The organism is Bordetella sp. FB-8 (assembly GCF_000382185.1).
GTDB lineage: Bacteria > Pseudomonadota > Gammaproteobacteria > Burkholderiales > Burkholderiaceae_B > Bordetella.
This window is the reverse complement of record NZ_KB907784.1, coordinates 1,102,487-1,118,074: the sequence shown is the minus strand read 5'-3', so window position 1 is coordinate 1,118,074 and position 15,588 is coordinate 1,102,487. Positions and strand designations below refer to the sequence as shown.

At 66.9% G+C, this 15,588-nt stretch carries 13 protein-coding genes; 2 read left to right on the top strand and 11 right to left on the bottom strand.

All coding sequences use genetic code 11. The annotated features are described in order from the left end of the window. The first annotated feature begins 99 nt into the window (after positions 1-99). Positions 100-1,128 carry a hypothetical protein gene (locus tag H143_RS0105295; RefSeq protein WP_019937195.1) on the top strand — a complete coding sequence of 343 codons (1,029 nt, stop codon included), beginning with the start codon at positions 100-102 and terminating at the stop codon, positions 1,126-1,128. A gap of 141 nt (positions 1,129-1,269) precedes the next feature. On the opposite strand, the gene H143_RS0105290 is transcribed toward H143_RS0105295, so the two are convergent. The 10 genes from H143_RS0105290 to H143_RS0105245 form a co-directional block, all read right to left on the bottom strand. Then, a complete protein-coding gene (locus tag H143_RS0105290) occupies positions 1,270-3,156 on the bottom strand; it encodes a DEAD/DEAH box helicase (RefSeq protein WP_019937194.1) in 1,887 nt (628 codons plus the stop codon). A 443-nt stretch (positions 3,157-3,599) separates the two neighbouring features. After that, positions 3,600-4,607, bottom strand: a complete 1,008-nt coding sequence (locus tag H143_RS0105285) for a peptide ABC transporter ATP-binding protein (RefSeq protein WP_019937193.1) — start codon at positions 4,605-4,607, stop codon at positions 3,600-3,602. Beyond that, a complete protein-coding gene (locus tag H143_RS0105280; protein ID WP_026349748.1) occupies positions 4,604-5,590 on the bottom strand; it encodes an ABC transporter ATP-binding protein in 987 nt (328 codons plus the stop codon). Before H143_RS0105280 ends, H143_RS0105285 begins: the two co-directional genes overlap by 4 nt. A gap of 1 nt (position 5,591) precedes the next feature. Next, positions 5,592-6,443, bottom strand: coding sequence for an ABC transporter permease subunit (locus H143_RS20005; protein WP_019937191.1), 852 nt, complete (start codon positions 6,441-6,443; stop codon positions 5,592-5,594). Positions 6,444-6,451: 8 nt separating this feature from the next. Then, positions 6,452-7,465: an ABC transporter permease subunit gene (locus H143_RS0105270; RefSeq protein WP_019937190.1), complete on the bottom strand. Its 1,014-nt coding sequence runs from the start codon at positions 7,463-7,465 to the stop codon at positions 6,452-6,454. Between the two features lie 131 nt (positions 7,466-7,596). Further along, positions 7,597-9,228: an ABC transporter substrate-binding protein gene (locus H143_RS0105265; protein WP_019937189.1), complete on the bottom strand. Its 1,632-nt coding sequence runs from the start codon at positions 9,226-9,228 to the stop codon at positions 7,597-7,599. A gap of 150 nt (positions 9,229-9,378) precedes the next feature. Continuing rightward, the gene (locus tag H143_RS0105260) at positions 9,379-10,143 is read right to left on the bottom strand and encodes a uracil-DNA glycosylase (protein WP_231378458.1); all 765 of its coding nucleotides are present in this window, start codon (positions 10,141-10,143) and stop codon (positions 9,379-9,381) included. Between the two features lie 15 nt (positions 10,144-10,158). Continuing rightward, positions 10,159-10,920: a 5'-methylthioadenosine/adenosylhomocysteine nucleosidase gene (locus H143_RS20000; RefSeq protein WP_033365382.1), complete on the bottom strand. Its 762-nt coding sequence runs from the start codon at positions 10,918-10,920 to the stop codon at positions 10,159-10,161. Positions 10,921-10,964: 44 nt separating this feature from the next. Further along, positions 10,965-12,437 carry a polyphosphate:AMP phosphotransferase gene (gene pap, locus H143_RS0105250; protein WP_019937186.1) on the bottom strand — a complete coding sequence of 491 codons (1,473 nt, stop codon included), beginning with the start codon at positions 12,435-12,437 and terminating at the stop codon, positions 10,965-10,967. Between the two features lie 72 nt (positions 12,438-12,509). Further along, positions 12,510-13,244 carry a YggS family pyridoxal phosphate-dependent enzyme gene (locus H143_RS0105245; protein WP_019937185.1) on the bottom strand — a complete coding sequence of 245 codons (735 nt, stop codon included), beginning with the start codon at positions 13,242-13,244 and terminating at the stop codon, positions 12,510-12,512. 111 nt (positions 13,245-13,355) lie between these two features. On the opposite strand from H143_RS0105245, the gene H143_RS0105240 reads away from it, so the two are divergent. Next, positions 13,356-14,594, top strand: a complete 1,239-nt coding sequence (locus H143_RS0105240; RefSeq protein WP_019937184.1) for a PLP-dependent aminotransferase family protein — start codon at positions 13,356-13,358, stop codon at positions 14,592-14,594. 73 nt (positions 14,595-14,667) lie between these two features. On the opposite strand, the gene H143_RS0105235 is transcribed toward H143_RS0105240, so the two are convergent. Next, positions 14,668-15,576 carry a hydroxymethylglutaryl-CoA lyase gene (locus H143_RS0105235; RefSeq protein WP_019937183.1) on the bottom strand — a complete coding sequence of 303 codons (909 nt, stop codon included), beginning with the start codon at positions 15,574-15,576 and terminating at the stop codon, positions 14,668-14,670. Positions 15,577-15,588 lie beyond the last annotated feature (12 nt).

Sequence of the window (15,588 nt, the reverse complement as noted above, 5' to 3'; positions counted from 1 at the left end):
AAGTGTCAATTCAAGGAGACAGCCGTGAAGCGGCAAGGCTTTCCAGCCCGTCTTGCGGGGACCGCCCGGCGATGCGCGGCGGCGGTTTGGAGCGCCGCTTTGCTGCTTGCGGCCGCGGCGCCTGGCGCGGCATGGGCCGCGCACGCCTATGCGCCGCATCTGCACCCGGTCGCCGCGCTCGCCCCGGCGCGACTGCCGCTTTCCACGCCCGCAGGCGTGTTTCAGGCGCCGCTCTACCTGTCGGCGCATTGGAATGTGCCGCAGCCGCGCATCGAGCGCGCCGTGGTCGTCATACACGGCAAGTTGCGCAATGCCGATGCCTACTATCGCACGGCGCGGCGCGCGCGCGCCGCAGCCGGCGCAGCCCCCGGCACGGTGCTGCTGGTCGCGCCGCAGTTTCTTGCGACGATAGACGCGCAGGCGCTGCATCTGCCGGCCGACCTGCTGCGCTGGAAGGGCAATGCGTGGATGGGCGGCGAGCCGTCGGCCGATGGCGCGTCCTTGAGTTCCTACGCGGTGCTCGATGCGATTGCCCGGCACCTGGCGGACCGGCGCCTGTTTCCGAATCTCAAGCGCGTGGTTTTCGTCGGACATTCGGGCGGCGCACAGGTCGTGCAGCGTTATGCGGTGGCCGCGCGCGGCCTGCATGCGCTGGCGCGGGCGGGAATCGCGGTGAGCTTCCTGGTGGCCAACCCTTCTTCCTATGTGTATTTCGACGCGCAACGCCCGACCGCGGCCGGCGGCTTTGCGCCCTACGACGCGGCGGTCTGTCCGGCTTTCGACGACTGGAAGTATGGGATGCAGGCTCGTGCGCCTTATCTGGATAACCGCAGCCCCGCGCAACTCGAAGCCGGCTATGCAAGGCGCGATGTGACGTACCTGATCGGCGGCCGGGACACCGATCCCAGGCAGGCCGCGCTGGACCGCAGCTGCCCGGCCCAGGCGCAGGGCAGCAATCGTCTTGCGCGGGGGCGGGCCTATTTCCATTACCTGCAGGCGCGGCATCCGCAGGGTCTGAACCAGCAGTTTCATGTCGTGCCCGGCGTCGGGCACGATGGCGCGCACATGCTGACCTCGCCGTGCGCGCTGGCGATCATGTTTGGCGTGAAGGCATGCCAGAAACCGTGAACAGGTCCGGTGCCGGCACGTTCATCTTGCCGCCGGGTATGGCACCACTGTTCGGCGGCGCAGATATCGCCGCCGAATGAGACAGGGCGGCCAGCGCTCTGTCATCGAGCCCTGGCCGCCCCGGCCGATCAACCGCGCTGCTTAGCTGCGGCGTTCGAAGCGCTTGGGTGCGCTGGCGCGCTTTTCAAAGGGCTTGCCGCTGCGCGGCTTGTCGCCCAAGCCGGTGCGCTGGGGGCGGTCGCCCGCGTCGCGCTGCGGACGGTCGCCGAACTCGCGGCGTTGGCCGAAGGCCGGCTTGTCGCCGAAACTGCGCTGCGGGCGATCACCGAATTCGCGGCGCTGGGCGAAACCACCTTCACGCTGCGGGCGGTCGCCGCTGAACGCAGGCTTGTCGCCAAGATCGCGGCGGGGCTTGAAACCGGCCTTCTCGCCCAAGCCGGTGCGCTGGGGGCGGTCGCCCGCGTCGCGCTGCGGACGGTCGCCGAACTCGCGGCGTTGGCCGAAAGCGGGCTTGTCGCCGAAACTGCGCTGCGGGCGATCACCGAATTCGCGGCGCTGGGCGAAGCCGCCTTCGCGGGGCGCGCGGTCGCCGGACGCCGGCTTGTCGCCGAAATCGCGGCGGGGCTTGAAGCCGGTCTTCTCGCCCATGCTGCTGGGGCGCTGGGGACGATCGCCGAAGTCGCGCTGCGGACGGTCGCCGAATTCGCGGCGCTGGCCGAAAGCGGGCTTGTCGCCAAATTCACGCTTGACGAAATCGCGCTGCTCGCCACTGGCTTCGCGGCGTTCCTCGAACTTGCGCGGACCGCGATCGAAGCTGCCGGCGCGCTTTTCGTGATGGAATTTGCCGCCGCCGGGCTTGCCTGAGTGGGGGCGTTCAGGGCGCGCGGCGCGCTGGGGTTCCAGGCCGGCGATGATCTCGGGCGTGATGGTCTGGCTGATGTAGCTTTCAATGCGGCGCACCTTGTGGCGCTCGCCGTGCAGGGCCAGGGTGTAGGCCAGGCCGTCGCGGCCGGCGCGGCCGGTGCGACCAATGCGGTGCACGTAATCCTCGGCCTGCAGGGGCAGGTCGAAGTTGATGGCGTGGCTGATGCCTTGCACGTCGATGCCGCGGGCGGCCACGTCGGTGGCCACCAGCACGCGCGCTTGGCCGCGCTGCAGTTGGGTCAGGGTGCGGGTGCGCTGGCGCTGGTTCATGTCGCCATGCAGGGCGACGGCGGCAAAGCCTTGCTCGCTCAGTTTGTCGGCCAGGTCATCGGCGCCGCGCTTGGTGGCGGTGAAGATGATGGCCTGGTCCAGGTTGGTGCCGCGCAGCAGGTGATCGAGCAGGCGCAGTTTGTGGGACTGGTCGTCGGCGTACAGCAGGGTCTGCGTGATGTTGGCGTGCTTGTCGTGGCGGCCGGCGACTTCGATGCGCTGCGGTTCGCGCATCATCTTCCCGGCCAGTTTGGCCACGGTGCCGTCCAGAGTGGCCGAGAACAGCAGGGTCTGGCGGTCGGCGGGCGTGCGCTCGATGATGGCTTCGATGTCTTCGATAAAGCCCATATCGAGCATGCGGTCGGCTTCGTCCAGCACCAGAGTGTGGACGGAGTTGAGCTTGACGCGACCGGCCTTCAGGTGATCGATGAGGCGGCCGGGCGTGGCCACCAGTACGTCGACGCGGCGCGACAAGGCCTTGATCTGCGCGCCGTAGGGCACCCCGCCGACCACGGTCGACACGCGCAGGCCGGGCAGCTTGGCGCCATAGGCCTGCGCGGCATCGGCCACTTGCATGGCCAGTTCGCGCGTGGGGGCCAGCACCAGCATTTGCACACCAACGCCGCCGTTGCCGGTGTGCTTGGCCATGCGATGCAGCGCCGGCAGCATGAAGGCGGCGGTCTTGCCGCTCCCCGTTTGCGAGGAGACCATCAGGTCCTTGCCTTGCAGGGCAAGCGGGATCGCCTGTTCCTGGACGGTAGTGGGGGTTTCGATACCCGCTTCGGTGAGGGCCGAGACCAGTTCGGGCGCGAGGCCCAGTTCTGCGAAAGACATGACTTTCCCTTGCCGCGATCAAGCGGCGTTGTACGCAAGCACGGCAAGAGAAGGTGGGCCGGTCCCGCGACGGTTGATGAGCATCGTGCCGACCAAATCAACCGTACGCGTTGGACAGCGTTCAAAAGGGCGAACGCAAAGACGCCAGGAAAGAGGTCAGGAGGCGATGAGTTTCGGCATCGGACCGGTTTGACCGGTAGTGCGCTGGCGCGTGTTGCAATGCCAGGCGGAGGGCCAAGTAACGGGACGGACTGCGGCGGGCCTAATTATTGGAACAGCGTTGCTTCAAAATAGAGGCCCAGAAAGGAATATGCCGAATCTGGTTAGGTGCAGTGCCGAGATCATAACCGGGTCGGCCGGCAATGTCTAGGGTTAACCCGAAAATATTCCGCCTTGCTCCGCGGCGGCGTTCCGGGGGGCGCCGCCGCGGGGTGCCATCCGCCCTAGGCGAGCTCTTCCGCGCGGTGGCATGCGACCTGCCTGCCGTCCACGGGCCGCAGATGCGGAACCTCACTGCGGCAACGCTCGGCCGCATAGGGGCAGCGCTGGTGGAAGGTGCAGCCCGGCGGCGGATTGAGCGGGGAGGGCAGCTCGCCCTCGAGCTTGATCTTGACGTGCCGGTCGGCCTCGAAGATGGCCGGGGTGGCCGAGAGCAGGGCGCGGGTATAGGGGTGGCGCGGGCGCTCGATGACGGCGTTTTTCTCGCCCAGCTCGGCGATGGCGCCCAGGTACATGACCATCACGTCGTCGGCCACGTGCTCGACCACGGCCAGGTTGTGCGAAATGAAGACGTAGCTGGTGCGGAACTGCTCCTGCAGGTCCATGAACAGGTTCAGGATCTGTGCCTGGATCGAGACGTCCAGCGCCGAGACCGGTTCGTCGGCCACCACGATCTGCGGGTCGAGGATCATGGCGCGGGCGATCGCCACGCGCTGGCGCTGCCCGCCGGAGAACATGTGCGGATAGCGCCGGGCGTGTTCGGGACGCAGGCCTACGATCTTCATCATGTGCGCGATGCGCTCGGCGCGCTCGCTGGCTGTGAGCGGCGTGTTGATCGCCAAGGGCTCGCCCAGGGTCTGGGCGACGGTCTTGCGCGGGTTGAGCGAGGCGTACGGATTCTGGAAGACCATCTGCACGCGCCGGCGCAGGGCCGCGATCTGCGCCTTGTCCGCGTGCGCGGCGTCCTGGCCGTCGACCGTCAGGCGCCCGGCGGTGGGCGGCTCGATCAGCGTGAGCTGGCGCGCCAGCGTGGACTTGCCGCAGCCGGACTCCCCGACCACGGCCAGCGTGCGTCCGCGCGTGAGCGCAAAGGAAACGCCGTTCAACGCCCTGACGGTGCCCGTTTTGCCCAGGCCGAGCTTGACGGTGTAGTGCTTGGTCAGGTCCTGGGCCAGCAGGACGGTCTGCGGGCCGTCGACGTCCTGGGGCGCCTGTTGTGCGAGAGCGTTCATTGGGCACCTGCGTGAGTCGGGTTGAGCGGATGGATGCAGCGCACCAGGGTGGCGTCGGAGAAGCCCGGCAGGGACTCCAGCGCCGGGCGCGCCGCATCGCATTCGCCGGTGCGGTACGTGCAGCGCGGGGCGAACAGGCAGCCGGGGGGGCGGTCGTCGCGCCCCGGCACCATGCCCGCCAGCGCCGATAGCCGCCGGGCCCCCTTGTTGTGCTCGGGGATGGCCGCCAGCAGCGCCTCGGTGTAGGGGTGGTGGGGCGCGGCGAAGATGTCGGGCACGCGGTTGGTTTCGATGATCTGGCCCGCATACATCACGGCCACGCGCTGCGCGACCTCCGCGACCACCGCCAGGTCGTGCGAGATCAGCACCAGCGCCATGCCGCGTTCCTTTTGCAGGCGCATCAGCAGTTCCATGATCTGCGCCTGGATCGTGACATCGAGCGCGGTGGTCGGCTCGTCTGCGATCAGCAGCTTGGGGTTGCAGGCCACCGCCATGGCGATCATCACGCGCTGGTTCATGCCCCCGGACATCTGGTGCGGGAAGTTCTCGATGCGGTTCTTCGCATCGGGTATCCCGACCTGGTCCAGCAGCTCGAGCGTGCGCGCATGCAGAGCCGCTCCGCGCAGGCCCTCGTGCAGGCGCAGCACTTCCTTGATCTGATAGCCCACGGTGTAGCTCGGGTTCAGGCTGGTGAGCGCGTCCTGGAACACCATGGCGATGTCCTTGCCCACGATGCGGCGCCGCGCGCGGCCCGTGGCGTTGAGCAGGTCGCGCCCGTCGAAGGTGATCGAATCGGCGCTCACCTTGCCCGGTGCGTCGATCAGGCCCATCAGCGCCATCATCGTCACGCTCTTGCCCGAGCCCGATTCGCCCACGATGCCCAGCACCTCGCCCGGCGCTACCGAGAGATCGACTCCCTCCACCGCGGGCAGGCCGTTGAAGTCCACCGCCAGGTTGCGCAGGGTCAGCAAATCATTTTTCATGTCAGGTCATCCGCTTGAGCTTGGGATCGAGCGCGTCGCGCAGCCCGTCGCCCAGGAGGTTGATCGCCAGCACCGAGATCAGGATGGCCAGACCCGGCATGGTGACGATCCACCATGCGCTGTCGATGTAGTCGCGCGCCGAGGCGAGCATGGTGCCCCATTCGGCTGTCGGCGGCTGCACGCCCAGGCCCAGGAAGCCCAGCGCGGCCGCATCCAGGATGGCCGAGGAAAAGCCCAGCGTGGCCTGCACGATCAGGGGTGCGGCGCAGTTGGGCAGCACTTGCGAGAACATCAGGCGCAAGGTGCCGGCGCCGGCCACGCGCGAGGCGGTGACGTACTCTTTTTGCAGCTCGCCCATGGCCGAGCCGCGCGTCAGGCGCACGTAGCCGGGCAGGGCGACGGTGGCGATGGCGAGCATGGTGTTGACCAGGCCCGGGCCGATGATGGCGACGATGGCCACGGCCAGAAGCAGCGAGGGCAGCGCCATCAGCACATCCATGAGCCGCATGATGGGCGTGTCGGCCCAGCGGAAGAAGGCGGCCACCAGGCCGAGCACGACGCCGGGGATGAGCGCGAGCATGACCGAGACGCAGCCGATCCACAGCGACAGGCGCGCGCCGTACATCAGGCGCGACAGGATGTCGCGCCCGGCCTCGTCGGTGCCCAGGATGAATCGCCACTGCCCGCCCTCGAGCCAGGCAGGCGGGGCCTGCAGGGCGCTGCGGTACTGGCGGATGGGATCGTGCGGCACGATCCAGGGCGCGAAGACGGCCACCAGGATCAACGCCAGCACCACGGCGCCGGCGGCCACGGCGCCCTTGTTGCGTGAGAAATTGGACCAGAATTCTTTCATGACGCGCTTTACCTCGTGTGGCGGATGCGGGGGTTGAGCACGCCGTAGAGCAGATCGACGAACAGGTTCACCATAACCACCAGGGTGGCGATCATGAGAATGCCGCCCTGCACGACCGGGTAGTCGCGGCGGTTGATCGCATCGATCAGCCACTTGCCGATGCCGGGCCAGGAGAAGATGGTCTCGGTCAGGACGGCGCCGGCCAGCAGGGTGCCGACCTGCAGGCCGATGACGGTGACCACCGGGATCAGTGCGTTGCGCAGCGCGTGCGCGACGATCACGCGCAGAGGCGAGAGGCCCTTGGCGCGGGCGGTGCGGATGTAGTCCTCGCGCAGCACCTCGAGCATGGCCGAACGGGTCATGCGCGCGATCACCGCCAGCGGGATGGTGCCCAGCACGATGGTGGGCAGGATCAGGTGCGAGACCGCGGACTTGAACGAACCCGGATCGGTGCCGGGCAATAGCGAGTCGATCAGCATGAAGCCGGTGACGTGCGGAATGTCGTACTGGACGGAGATGCGGCCCGAGACGGGGGTCCAGCCCAGCTTGGAGGAAAAGAGCATGATCAGGATCAGGCCCCACCAGAAGATAGGCATGGAATAGCCCGTCAGGGCCGAACCCATCACGCCGTGGTCCACGGCGGTGCCGCGCTTGAGCGCGGCAAAGACGCCGGCGGGCAGGCCCACCACCAGCGCGAAGATGAGCGCGCACAGTGAGAGTTCGATGGTGGCGGGAAAGCGCGCCATGAATTCGCTCATCACGCTGGTGTTGGTGATGATGGACGTGCCCAGGTCGCCGTGCAGCGCGTGTTCGACGTAGTGCAGGTACTGCATCGGCAGCGGCTCGTCCAGGCCCAGGCGGTGCATGGCGGCCGCGTGCATGGCCGGATCGACGCCGCGCTCGCCCATCATCACTTCGATGGGGTCGCCCGGAATCAGGTGTATGAGTGAGAACGCCAGGAGCGTGATACCGATGAATGTGGGTATCACCATGCCAATACGGCGCAATACGAAGCGGAACATGCTTTGTTCCCCCTAAAACAAGACAATGAAACATAACCGGCGACCGAGGCGCAGGGCCTCGGTCGCCGGACCTGGCTCGGCGGGTCTTGCGACGGGCGCTCGACCGGCCGGCAGGAACTACGCGCGCGGCATTACTTCATGCTGACGCCATCAAAGCGCAGGTAGCCGAGCGATTCGACGCGCATGCCGACCACTTTCTTGCTGATGGGCAGGTACACGATCGAATTGGCGATCGGCGAGTAGGGCAGCTGCTGCGCGAAGATCTGCTGCGCTTGTGTGTAGATCTGGGTGCGCTGCGCCGGGTCGGCCGTGGTGCGGCCCTTCTGGATCAGGTCGTCGAAAGGCTTGTAGCACCACTTGCCGAAGTTGCTGCCGTTCACGGCGTCGCAGCCCAGCAGCGTGCCCAGCCAGTTGTCCGGATCGCCGTTGTCGCCGGTCCAGCCGATCAGCATGGAATCGTCTTCGCCTGCGTGGGCGCGCTTGATGTACTCGCCCCATTCATACGAGACGATCTTGGCCTTGACGCCGATCTTGGCCCAGTCGGACTGGATCATCTCGGCCATCAGACGCGCGTTCGGGTTGTACGGGCGCTGTACCGGCATGGCCCAGAGCGTGAGATTGAAGCCGTTGGGCAGGCCCGCCTTGGCCAGCAGCGCCTTGGCCTTGGCCGGATCGTACGGGTTGCCCTTCAGATTCGGATCGTAGGACCACTGCGTCGGCGGCATCGGATTGGCCGCGAGCTGGCCCGCGCCTTGATACACCGCCTTGATGATCGCCTTCTTGTTGATCGCCATGTCCAGCGCCTCGCGCACCTGGACGTTGTCCAGCGGCTTGTGCGTGGTGTTGTACGAGAGGTAGCCCAGATTGAAGCCCGGCTTGGACAGCATCTCGATTTTCGGGTCGGCCTTGAGCGGTGCGACGTCCGCGGGGAGCGGATAGACCATGACCTGGCATTCGTTGGCCTTGAGCTTTTGCACGCGCACATTGGCGTCCGGCGTGATCGAGAAGATCAGCTTGGACAGCTTGACCGCGCCGGGCTTCCAGTAGTCGGGGTTGCCGTCAAAGCGGATCGTGGCGTCCTTGGTGTAGCTCTTGAAGATGAAGGGGCCTGTGCCCAGCGGATACTGGTTGATGTCCGAGGCCTTGCCGATTTTGAGCAGGTGGTCGGCGTATTCGGCCGAGAGGATCGAGGCGAATTCCATCGCCATGTTCTGGATGAACGGCGCGTTCGGCTCGTTCAGCACGAACTGGACGGTGTACGGATCGACCTTGACGACCTTGGCGATCAGCTTGTCCATGCCCATGTCGGTGAAGTACGGGAACGAAACCGGATAGGCCTTGTTGAACGCGTTGTTCGGGTCGAGCATGCGATCGAACGTGAACACCACGTCGTCGGCGTCGAAGTCGCGCGTGGGCTTGAAGAACGCGGTGGTCTGGAACTTCACGCCGTGGCGCAGGTGGAAGGTGTAGGTCTTGCCGTCGGGCGAGACGTCCCACGAGGTGGCCAGACCCGGCTCGACCTTGGTGCCGCCGCGTTCGAATTCGACCAGGCGGTTGTAGACGGTGAACGTGTTGGCGGTGAAGTCCGTGCCGGTGGTGTACTGGGCCGGGTCAAAGCCGGCCGGGCTGCCTTCCGAGCAATAGACCAGCGTCTTGTTCGGAATGCTGGACGCGTGCGCGAGCGAAACGCCGGCTATGGATACCACTGCCGCGGCAGCGAGCGAAGTCAGTCGCGCAGCGCGCAACGGCTTGTTTTCCCTCATGTTTCTTCTCCTGTTCGGTCCCGGGCAGCGCCGGGAATGGGCGCGATTTTACAGGAGCTCAACTCGCCGGCACAGGTGGTTAATCCTAGTGTTCCGTCCCATGATTTCGTGAGTAAAAACCGGTGGGGGACGGAACGGTGTCGACAGGCGCTACCGCGCTCCCGTCGACCAGTCGATCGCCGGCAGCCCCTGGGCCTGCAGCCAGACGTTTACTTGGCTGAAATGGCCGCAACCCAGGAAGGGAATAGGCGGCCGGCTGGCCGACAGGGGCGAGGGATGATTGGCCTTGAGCACCAGGCGCGGCCCCCCCGCGGGCAACTGTTCATGCTTGGCTTGGGCATGGCCGCCCCACAGCAGGAAGACCGTGGGGTGCGGTTCGGCCGCGACCGCGTTCATCAGTGCGTCGGTCACAGCCTCCCAGCCGCGCCGGGAGTGCGAGCCGGCCTGGCCGTCCTCGACGGTAAGCGACGTGTTCAGCAGCAGCACGCCCTGGGCCGTCCAGGGCGCCAGATCGTTGCCGGCGATGCGCGCCTGCGGCGTATCGCGGGCGATTTCCTTCTGAATATTGCGCAGGCTGCGCGGCGTGGGACAGGCGTCGGGCACGGAAAAGGCCAATCCCTGGGCCTGGCCGGGACCGTGATAGGGGTCCTGTCCCAGGATCACCACGCGCACCTGCGACGGCAGCAGCGCCTGCAGGGCGCGGAAAGGGTGCGACGGATAGATCGTCGCGCCTTCAGCCAGGCGTCCTTCGACGAAGGCGGTGATGGTTTGCAGCGCCAGCGCGGCGCCAGCCGCTTGCAGGCAGATGCGCCAGGCTGAAGGCAGGTTCGCGGCTTCGGCGGCCAGGGTGCCGGGTCGCAGGCGATTGCTGGAAATTTCGTCGTCGGTAAAGAGGCGCATGGATGGGAGGCGCATGGATGGGCAGCGTGTTCAGGCCAGCGGGGTATCGAAGGATTCTTCGGCCTGGGTCAGTCTGGGCAGCGCGGCCAGGAAGCGGCGCAGGATGCCCGCCGAGTACACGCTGGCGACCTCACGCAGGAAGAGGGGAAAGTCGATGTGCGAATCGTCGTCGGCCCGGTCCGAGACGGTGCGCATCACGGCGCAGGGCACGCGGAACTCGTGGCAGACCTGGGCCACGGCCGCGCCTTCCATTTCCACGCACAGGGCTTCGGGCACGGCGCTACGCAGCTGCGCCACGGCGTCGGTGCTGTTGAGGAACTGGTCGCCGGTGGCGATCAGGCCCAGGTGCGCGGCGGGCGCGGCGGGTTGTTCGGCCAGGAACTCGGCGGCGCAGCGCAGCAGCAGCGCCGATAGCGCGTCCGACGTGGCGAAGCGGCTGGTGTGCAGCAGCGGCACCTCGAAACGCGGAAAGAACGGCCGCGCGTCCAGGTCGTGCTGTACCAGCGCGCTGCCGATCACCACGTCGCCTACTTTCACGTTCTCGGCGATTCCGCCCGCCACGCCGGTGAACACCACGCGCTCGACATTGAACTCGCGCAGCAGTGTGGCGGTGGTGGTGGCCGCCGCCACCTTGCCCACCCGGGTGAGCACGATCACGCAAGGCTGGCCGTACAGCACGCCTTGATGATAGTCACGCATGCCGATGCGCTGTGTGTGGGCGCTGGGACCCATCTCTTGCAGCAGCGCGCTGACTTCTTCGGCAAGGGCCGCGAGGATGCCTAGGGTTTTGATGAGGGACTCCCGGGCAAGGTAAGGCGGGTTGCCGCGCTAAAAAATTAAAGGCGCGTCTCTATCGCATGGACGATTTGGCGCAATACCTGCAGCCGAGCATAGCGCTTGTCGTTGGCCGATATCAAATTCCAGGGCGCAGCCGGGGTGTCGGTGCGGGCCAGCATCTCGTTGGCGGCCCGCGCGTAGTCGTTCCAGCGCTTGCGGTTGCGCCAGTCGTCGGGCGTGATCTTGAAGTTCTTGAAGGGCGAGTGCTCGCGCTCCTTGAATCGTGCGAGCTGCACGTCCTGCGTCACGGCCAGCCAGAACTTCAAGACGATTGCGCCCTTGTCGGCCAGCTGCGCCTCGAAGTCGTTGATCTCGCCATAGGCGCGGCGCCAGTCGCTCGGCGCCGCGTAGCCTTCCACGCGTTCGACCAGCACCCGGCCGTACCAGCTGCGGTCGAAGATGGCGATGCGGCCGGGCCGGGGTACATGGCGCCAGAACCGCCATAGGTAGGGATGCGCCAGGTCGTCGGAGTTGGGCGCCGAAACGGGTGTGATCTCGAACTGCCGCGCATCCAGCGCATGGGTGACCCGCCGGATGGCGCCGCCTTTGCCCGCGGCGTCCTGGCCCTCGAAGACCAACACCAGGGAGTGGTCTTTATGGAATCTGGGCGAGCGTGTGGCCCGCGCCAGCCGGCCCTGCAGCAAGCCCAGCTCGATCTCGTAATCGTTCTTGTCCACCAGCGCCTCGTAGTCGACTTCGCCCAGCCGATCGCGTATGCGCCGCGTGGATTTGCCTGCCGCGGCTTGGGCGCGCGCGGGACGAGGCGCCTGCTGGCGGCGCAGCGCCGCCAGCAGGATCTGCGCCGTGCGCAGGTGGCGCAGCGGCGTGTCGGCGGCGGGCACGACGGTCCAGGGCGCGGCAGGCATGTCGGTGCGCTCGATCGCGGCCAGCCCGGCATTGCGCAGGCGCTCGAATTGTTTGGGCACCTTGAGGTCCTCGGGCATTACCTTCCAGGCGGTCTCCGGGCTGGACAGCAAGGCTTGGGTGCGCGCGCACTGGGCTTGCGCGGACATGTGATACCAGAGTTTGACGATCTGCACGCCGTTGGCCGAGAGCGTGGCCTCCAGGCGGCGTATGCGTTCGGCCTCCCGTTCGATGAAGTCGGCATCGGGGCGCTTGCGCGCGGCCTCTTTCAGCAAGGGCACATACCAGGAGCCGAACACGATGCCGATGCGGCCTTTCGCGGTCAGCGCGTTCCAGTAGCGCCAAAAGGGCGGGTACTGCGACTGTGCCGGCGAGGGCGTGTCGAAGGCCAGGGTGTGGATGTGGCGCGGATCCATCCATGCGTTCATGAGATTGACGGCGTCGCCCTTGCCCGAGCCGGCGATGCCGGCGATGACCACGAGCAGCGTCCGATCCGCGCGACTCAGCAGACTGTATTGCGCGTTCAGCAGCGCGGTGCGCAGGCGCAGCTCCCGGCGATCGAAGATTTTTTTGGCCAGACTTGGGTCTGCTTCTGCTTCTTCGAACATGGCCTGCGTCCTGGTAGTGGCGATGCGCGATGTTGCGGGATTGCGCGTTGGCGCGCAAGCGGGCGCGATGGCCTACGCGGGATAGTGGCGCGCGCCGAACAGGGCGCTGCCTATCCTGACTTCGGTCGATCCTTCTTCGATGGCCAGTTCGAAATCGCCGCTCATGCCCATGGAGAGACGGTCCAGTTCGATGCCGGCGATGTCCGCGCCGCGCATCGTGTCGCGCAATTGGCGCAGCTGGCGAAAACAGGCGCGCACCGCGTGCGGGTCGTCGGAGTTGACTGCCAGGGTCATCAATCCCTTGACGCGCAAGGTCGGATAGTCGCGCGCCACGGTGCGCAGGAAGCCGGCCAGATCGGCGGGCGGCAGGCCGGATTTGCTGTCTTCGGACGAGGTCTTGACCTGCACCAGCACGTCGATGGCGCGGCCTTCCAGGTCCAGGCGCCGCTGCAGGGCCTGGGCCAGGTCCAGGCGATCCAGCGATTGCACTTCGGCCGCATCGCGCGCGGCTTCCTTGGCTTTGTTGGTCTGCAGGTGGCCGATCAACACCCATTGCAGGCCCAGGTCGGCCAAGGGATCGGCTTTCTGGCGGATTTCCTGGGTCTTGTTTTCGCCGAAGCGGGTCAGGCCCAGGCCGGCCGCTTGGCGGATCAGATCGACGCCGAAGGTTTTGCTCACAGGCAGCAGCGCCACACTGTCGGCCGGCCGGCCGGCGCGCGCGCAGGCGGCGGCCATGCGCGCGCGGATGGCCGCCAGGCGCGCGGCCAGCGTGTCGTCGGAGCAGGGCAAAAGCGTGGCGTCGGTCATGGCGTGAAAGCGGGTGTGGAAAACGGATGTGCAACGCCGCCGTGCGAGGTGTTGCGGGTAATTGGGAACGCGATCATTATCCTACGCGTTTATCCCACCGTGCCCATCCTCATGTCCGCTCCCGCGCCGCATTACGCCTTTGCCGATGCATTCAAGGAAATCTACGTCCCACCCATCCGGTCGCTGGCGCCCTACGCATCGCGGCCCGGCACGGTATCGCTTGCGGGCGGCTATCCGGCGCCGGAGCTTTTCGATGTCGAGGGTCTGCAGGAAGCCTGCGACCGGATCATGCCGAATCTGCGCGGCTTTCTGCAGTACGCCAATGTCGAGGGTCAGCCCAGCCTGCTGGCCGCGCTCATCGGGCTGTGCGGCGAGCGCGGCATCGCCTGCGCGCCCGACCAGATCATGGTCACGGGCGGAGCGCAGCATGGCATGGCGCTCCTGTCGCGCGTGCTGCTGCAGCGGGGCGACAATGTCATCGTCGAGGACCCGGCCTTTCCCAATACGGTCCAGGCCTTTCGCTATACCGGCGCCGCGGTGCACGGCGTGGCCGCCACGTCGGCCGGCGTGGACGTCGATGCGCTCGACGAGATGGCCGCGCGCCTCAAGCCCAAGATCGTTTCGGTGGTGGCTTCGTTCTCCAACCCGGGCGGCGCCACCGTCAGCCGCGAGCGCCGCCTGAAATTGCTGCAGCTGGCGGTCAAACATCGTTTTCTGCTGATCGAGGACGACCCCTACGGCGAACTGCGCTATAGCGGCGAGAAAGTGCCGCCCATCATGGCCCTGGCCGACGCCCAGTCGCGTCCGTGGGTGGCCTATACGTCCACCCTGTCCAAGACCATGGCGCCGGGCATGCGCGTGGGCTGGCTGATCGCGCCGGCCCAGATCCGCCGCCGCTGCGTCAGCGCCAAGGCGGCGGACGACATGTCCAACCCGGTGTGGATCCAGGAAATCGCCGCGCAGTACATCGCGGGTGGCCGCTATCACCAGCACGTGCCCCGCATCCGCGCCGCCTACGGCGCCCGTTGCGAGGCGCTTGACAGTGCGCTGTCGGGCATCCTGGGAGATCGGGTCAGCTACGTCAAACCCGAAGGCGGCATGTTCTTCTGGGTGCGCCTGACCGGCGACATCGACGCCACGCGCCTTTTGCCCCATGCCATCGAGAAGGAAGTGGTCTATGTGCCGGGCAGGGGTTTTTATCTCGATCCGTCCAGGCATGCGGACTTGCACGCCATGCGTCTGTCCTTCGTCACGGTCGACCAGGCGCTGCTGAAGCTGGGCGTGCAGCGCCTGGCCCGGGCGCTTCAAGCCTGCGAAGCCAACGAGCCGGTGTCGGTGTCGCTCGCCTGAGTCCGTGCGCAAAGGCCGCGCACTGCGCGGCCTTTGTCTGCCGCGGCCCGCTTTCCCGGCCGGGACGCGCGGCTCAAGCCGCCCGTTTGGCCGCCGTCGCGTTGCCCGCCCGGCTGCCGCCTTTGCGGTCCAGGTGGCCAGAGATCCATTGGCCGATGTCGACCAGCGCGTCGAAGTCCACGCCGGTGTCGATGCCCAGGCCGCGCAGCATGTAGACCACGTCCTCGGTGGCCACGTTGCCGGTGGCGCCCTTGGCGTAGGGGCAGCCGCCCAGGCCCGAGACCGAGGCATGGAAGATCGAGATGCCCGTCTCCAGCGTGGCCAGAATGTTGGCCAGCGCCTGGCCGTAGGTGTCGTGGAAATGGCCCGAGACGCGCGCAGGATCGATCTTGGCCGTGACGGCGCTCATGACCTTGCGCGTGAGCAACGGGGTGCCCACGCCTATGGTGTCGGCCACGTCGATCTCGTCGCAGCCCAGCGCCAGCAAGCGCTGCGCCACATCCACCACCGACGCGATGGGTACTTCGCCCTGGTACGGGCAGCCCAGCGCGCAGCTGATGCTGCCGCGCAGGCGCATGCCGGCGGCCTTGGCCGCCTGCGCCACGGGTTCGAAGCGTGCGATGGATTCGGCGATCGAACAGTTGATGTTGCGCTGCGAGAAGGCTTCGCTGGCCGCGCCGAAGATCACCACTTCGTCGGCCCGCGCGGCCAGGGCGCCTTCGAAGCCCCGCATATTGGGCGTGAGCACCGAATAGATCGTGCCCGGCTTGCGGCGTATGCCTGCCATGACTTGCGCGCCGTCGGCCATCTGCGGCACCCACTTGGGCGACACGAAGGACGCTGCCTCGACATTGGGAAAGCCGGCATTGGCCAGCCTTTCCACCAATTCGACCTTGACCTCAGTGGCGATGAAGTTCTTCTCGTTCTGCAAGCCGTCGCGCGGTGCGACCTCGACAAGTTTTACGCGGGCAGGCAGGGACATTTTCGGCTCCGG

Excerpts from the sequence above, each read along its gene's own strand:
- H143_RS0105285 (WP_019937193.1), bottom strand. The coding sequence starts at position 4,607 with ATGAACGCTCTCGCACAACAGGCGCCCCAGGACGTCGACGGCCCGCAG.
- H143_RS0105245 (WP_019937185.1), bottom strand. The coding sequence starts at position 13,244 with ATGACCGACGCCACGCTTTTGCCCTGCTCCGACGACACGCTGGCCGCG.
- H143_RS0105290 (WP_019937194.1), bottom strand. The coding sequence starts at position 3,156 with ATGTCTTTCGCAGAACTGGGCCTCGCGCCCGAACTGGTCTCGGCCCTC.
- H143_RS0105235 (WP_019937183.1), bottom strand. The coding sequence starts at position 15,576 with ATGTCCCTGCCTGCCCGCGTAAAACTTGTCGAGGTCGCACCGCGCGAC.
- H143_RS20005 (WP_019937191.1), bottom strand. The coding sequence starts at position 6,443 with ATGAAAGAATTCTGGTCCAATTTCTCACGCAACAAGGGCGCCGTGGCC.
- H143_RS0105265 (WP_019937189.1), bottom strand. The coding sequence starts at position 9,228 with ATGAGGGAAAACAAGCCGTTGCGCGCTGCGCGACTGACTTCGCTCGCT.
- H143_RS0105280 (WP_026349748.1), bottom strand. The coding sequence starts at position 5,590 with ATGAAAAATGATTTGCTGACCCTGCGCAACCTGGCGGTGGACTTCAAC.
- pap (WP_019937186.1), bottom strand. The coding sequence starts at position 12,437 with ATGTTCGAAGAAGCAGAAGCAGACCCAAGTCTGGCCAAAAAAATCTTC.
- H143_RS0105240 (WP_019937184.1), top strand. The coding sequence starts at position 13,356 with ATGTCCGCTCCCGCGCCGCATTACGCCTTTGCCGATGCATTCAAGGAA.
- H143_RS0105270 (WP_019937190.1), bottom strand. The coding sequence starts at position 7,465 with ATGTTCCGCTTCGTATTGCGCCGTATTGGCATGGTGATACCCACATTC.
- H143_RS0105260 (WP_231378458.1), bottom strand. The coding sequence starts at position 10,143 with ATGCGCCTCCCATCCATGCGCCTCTTTACCGACGACGAAATTTCCAGC.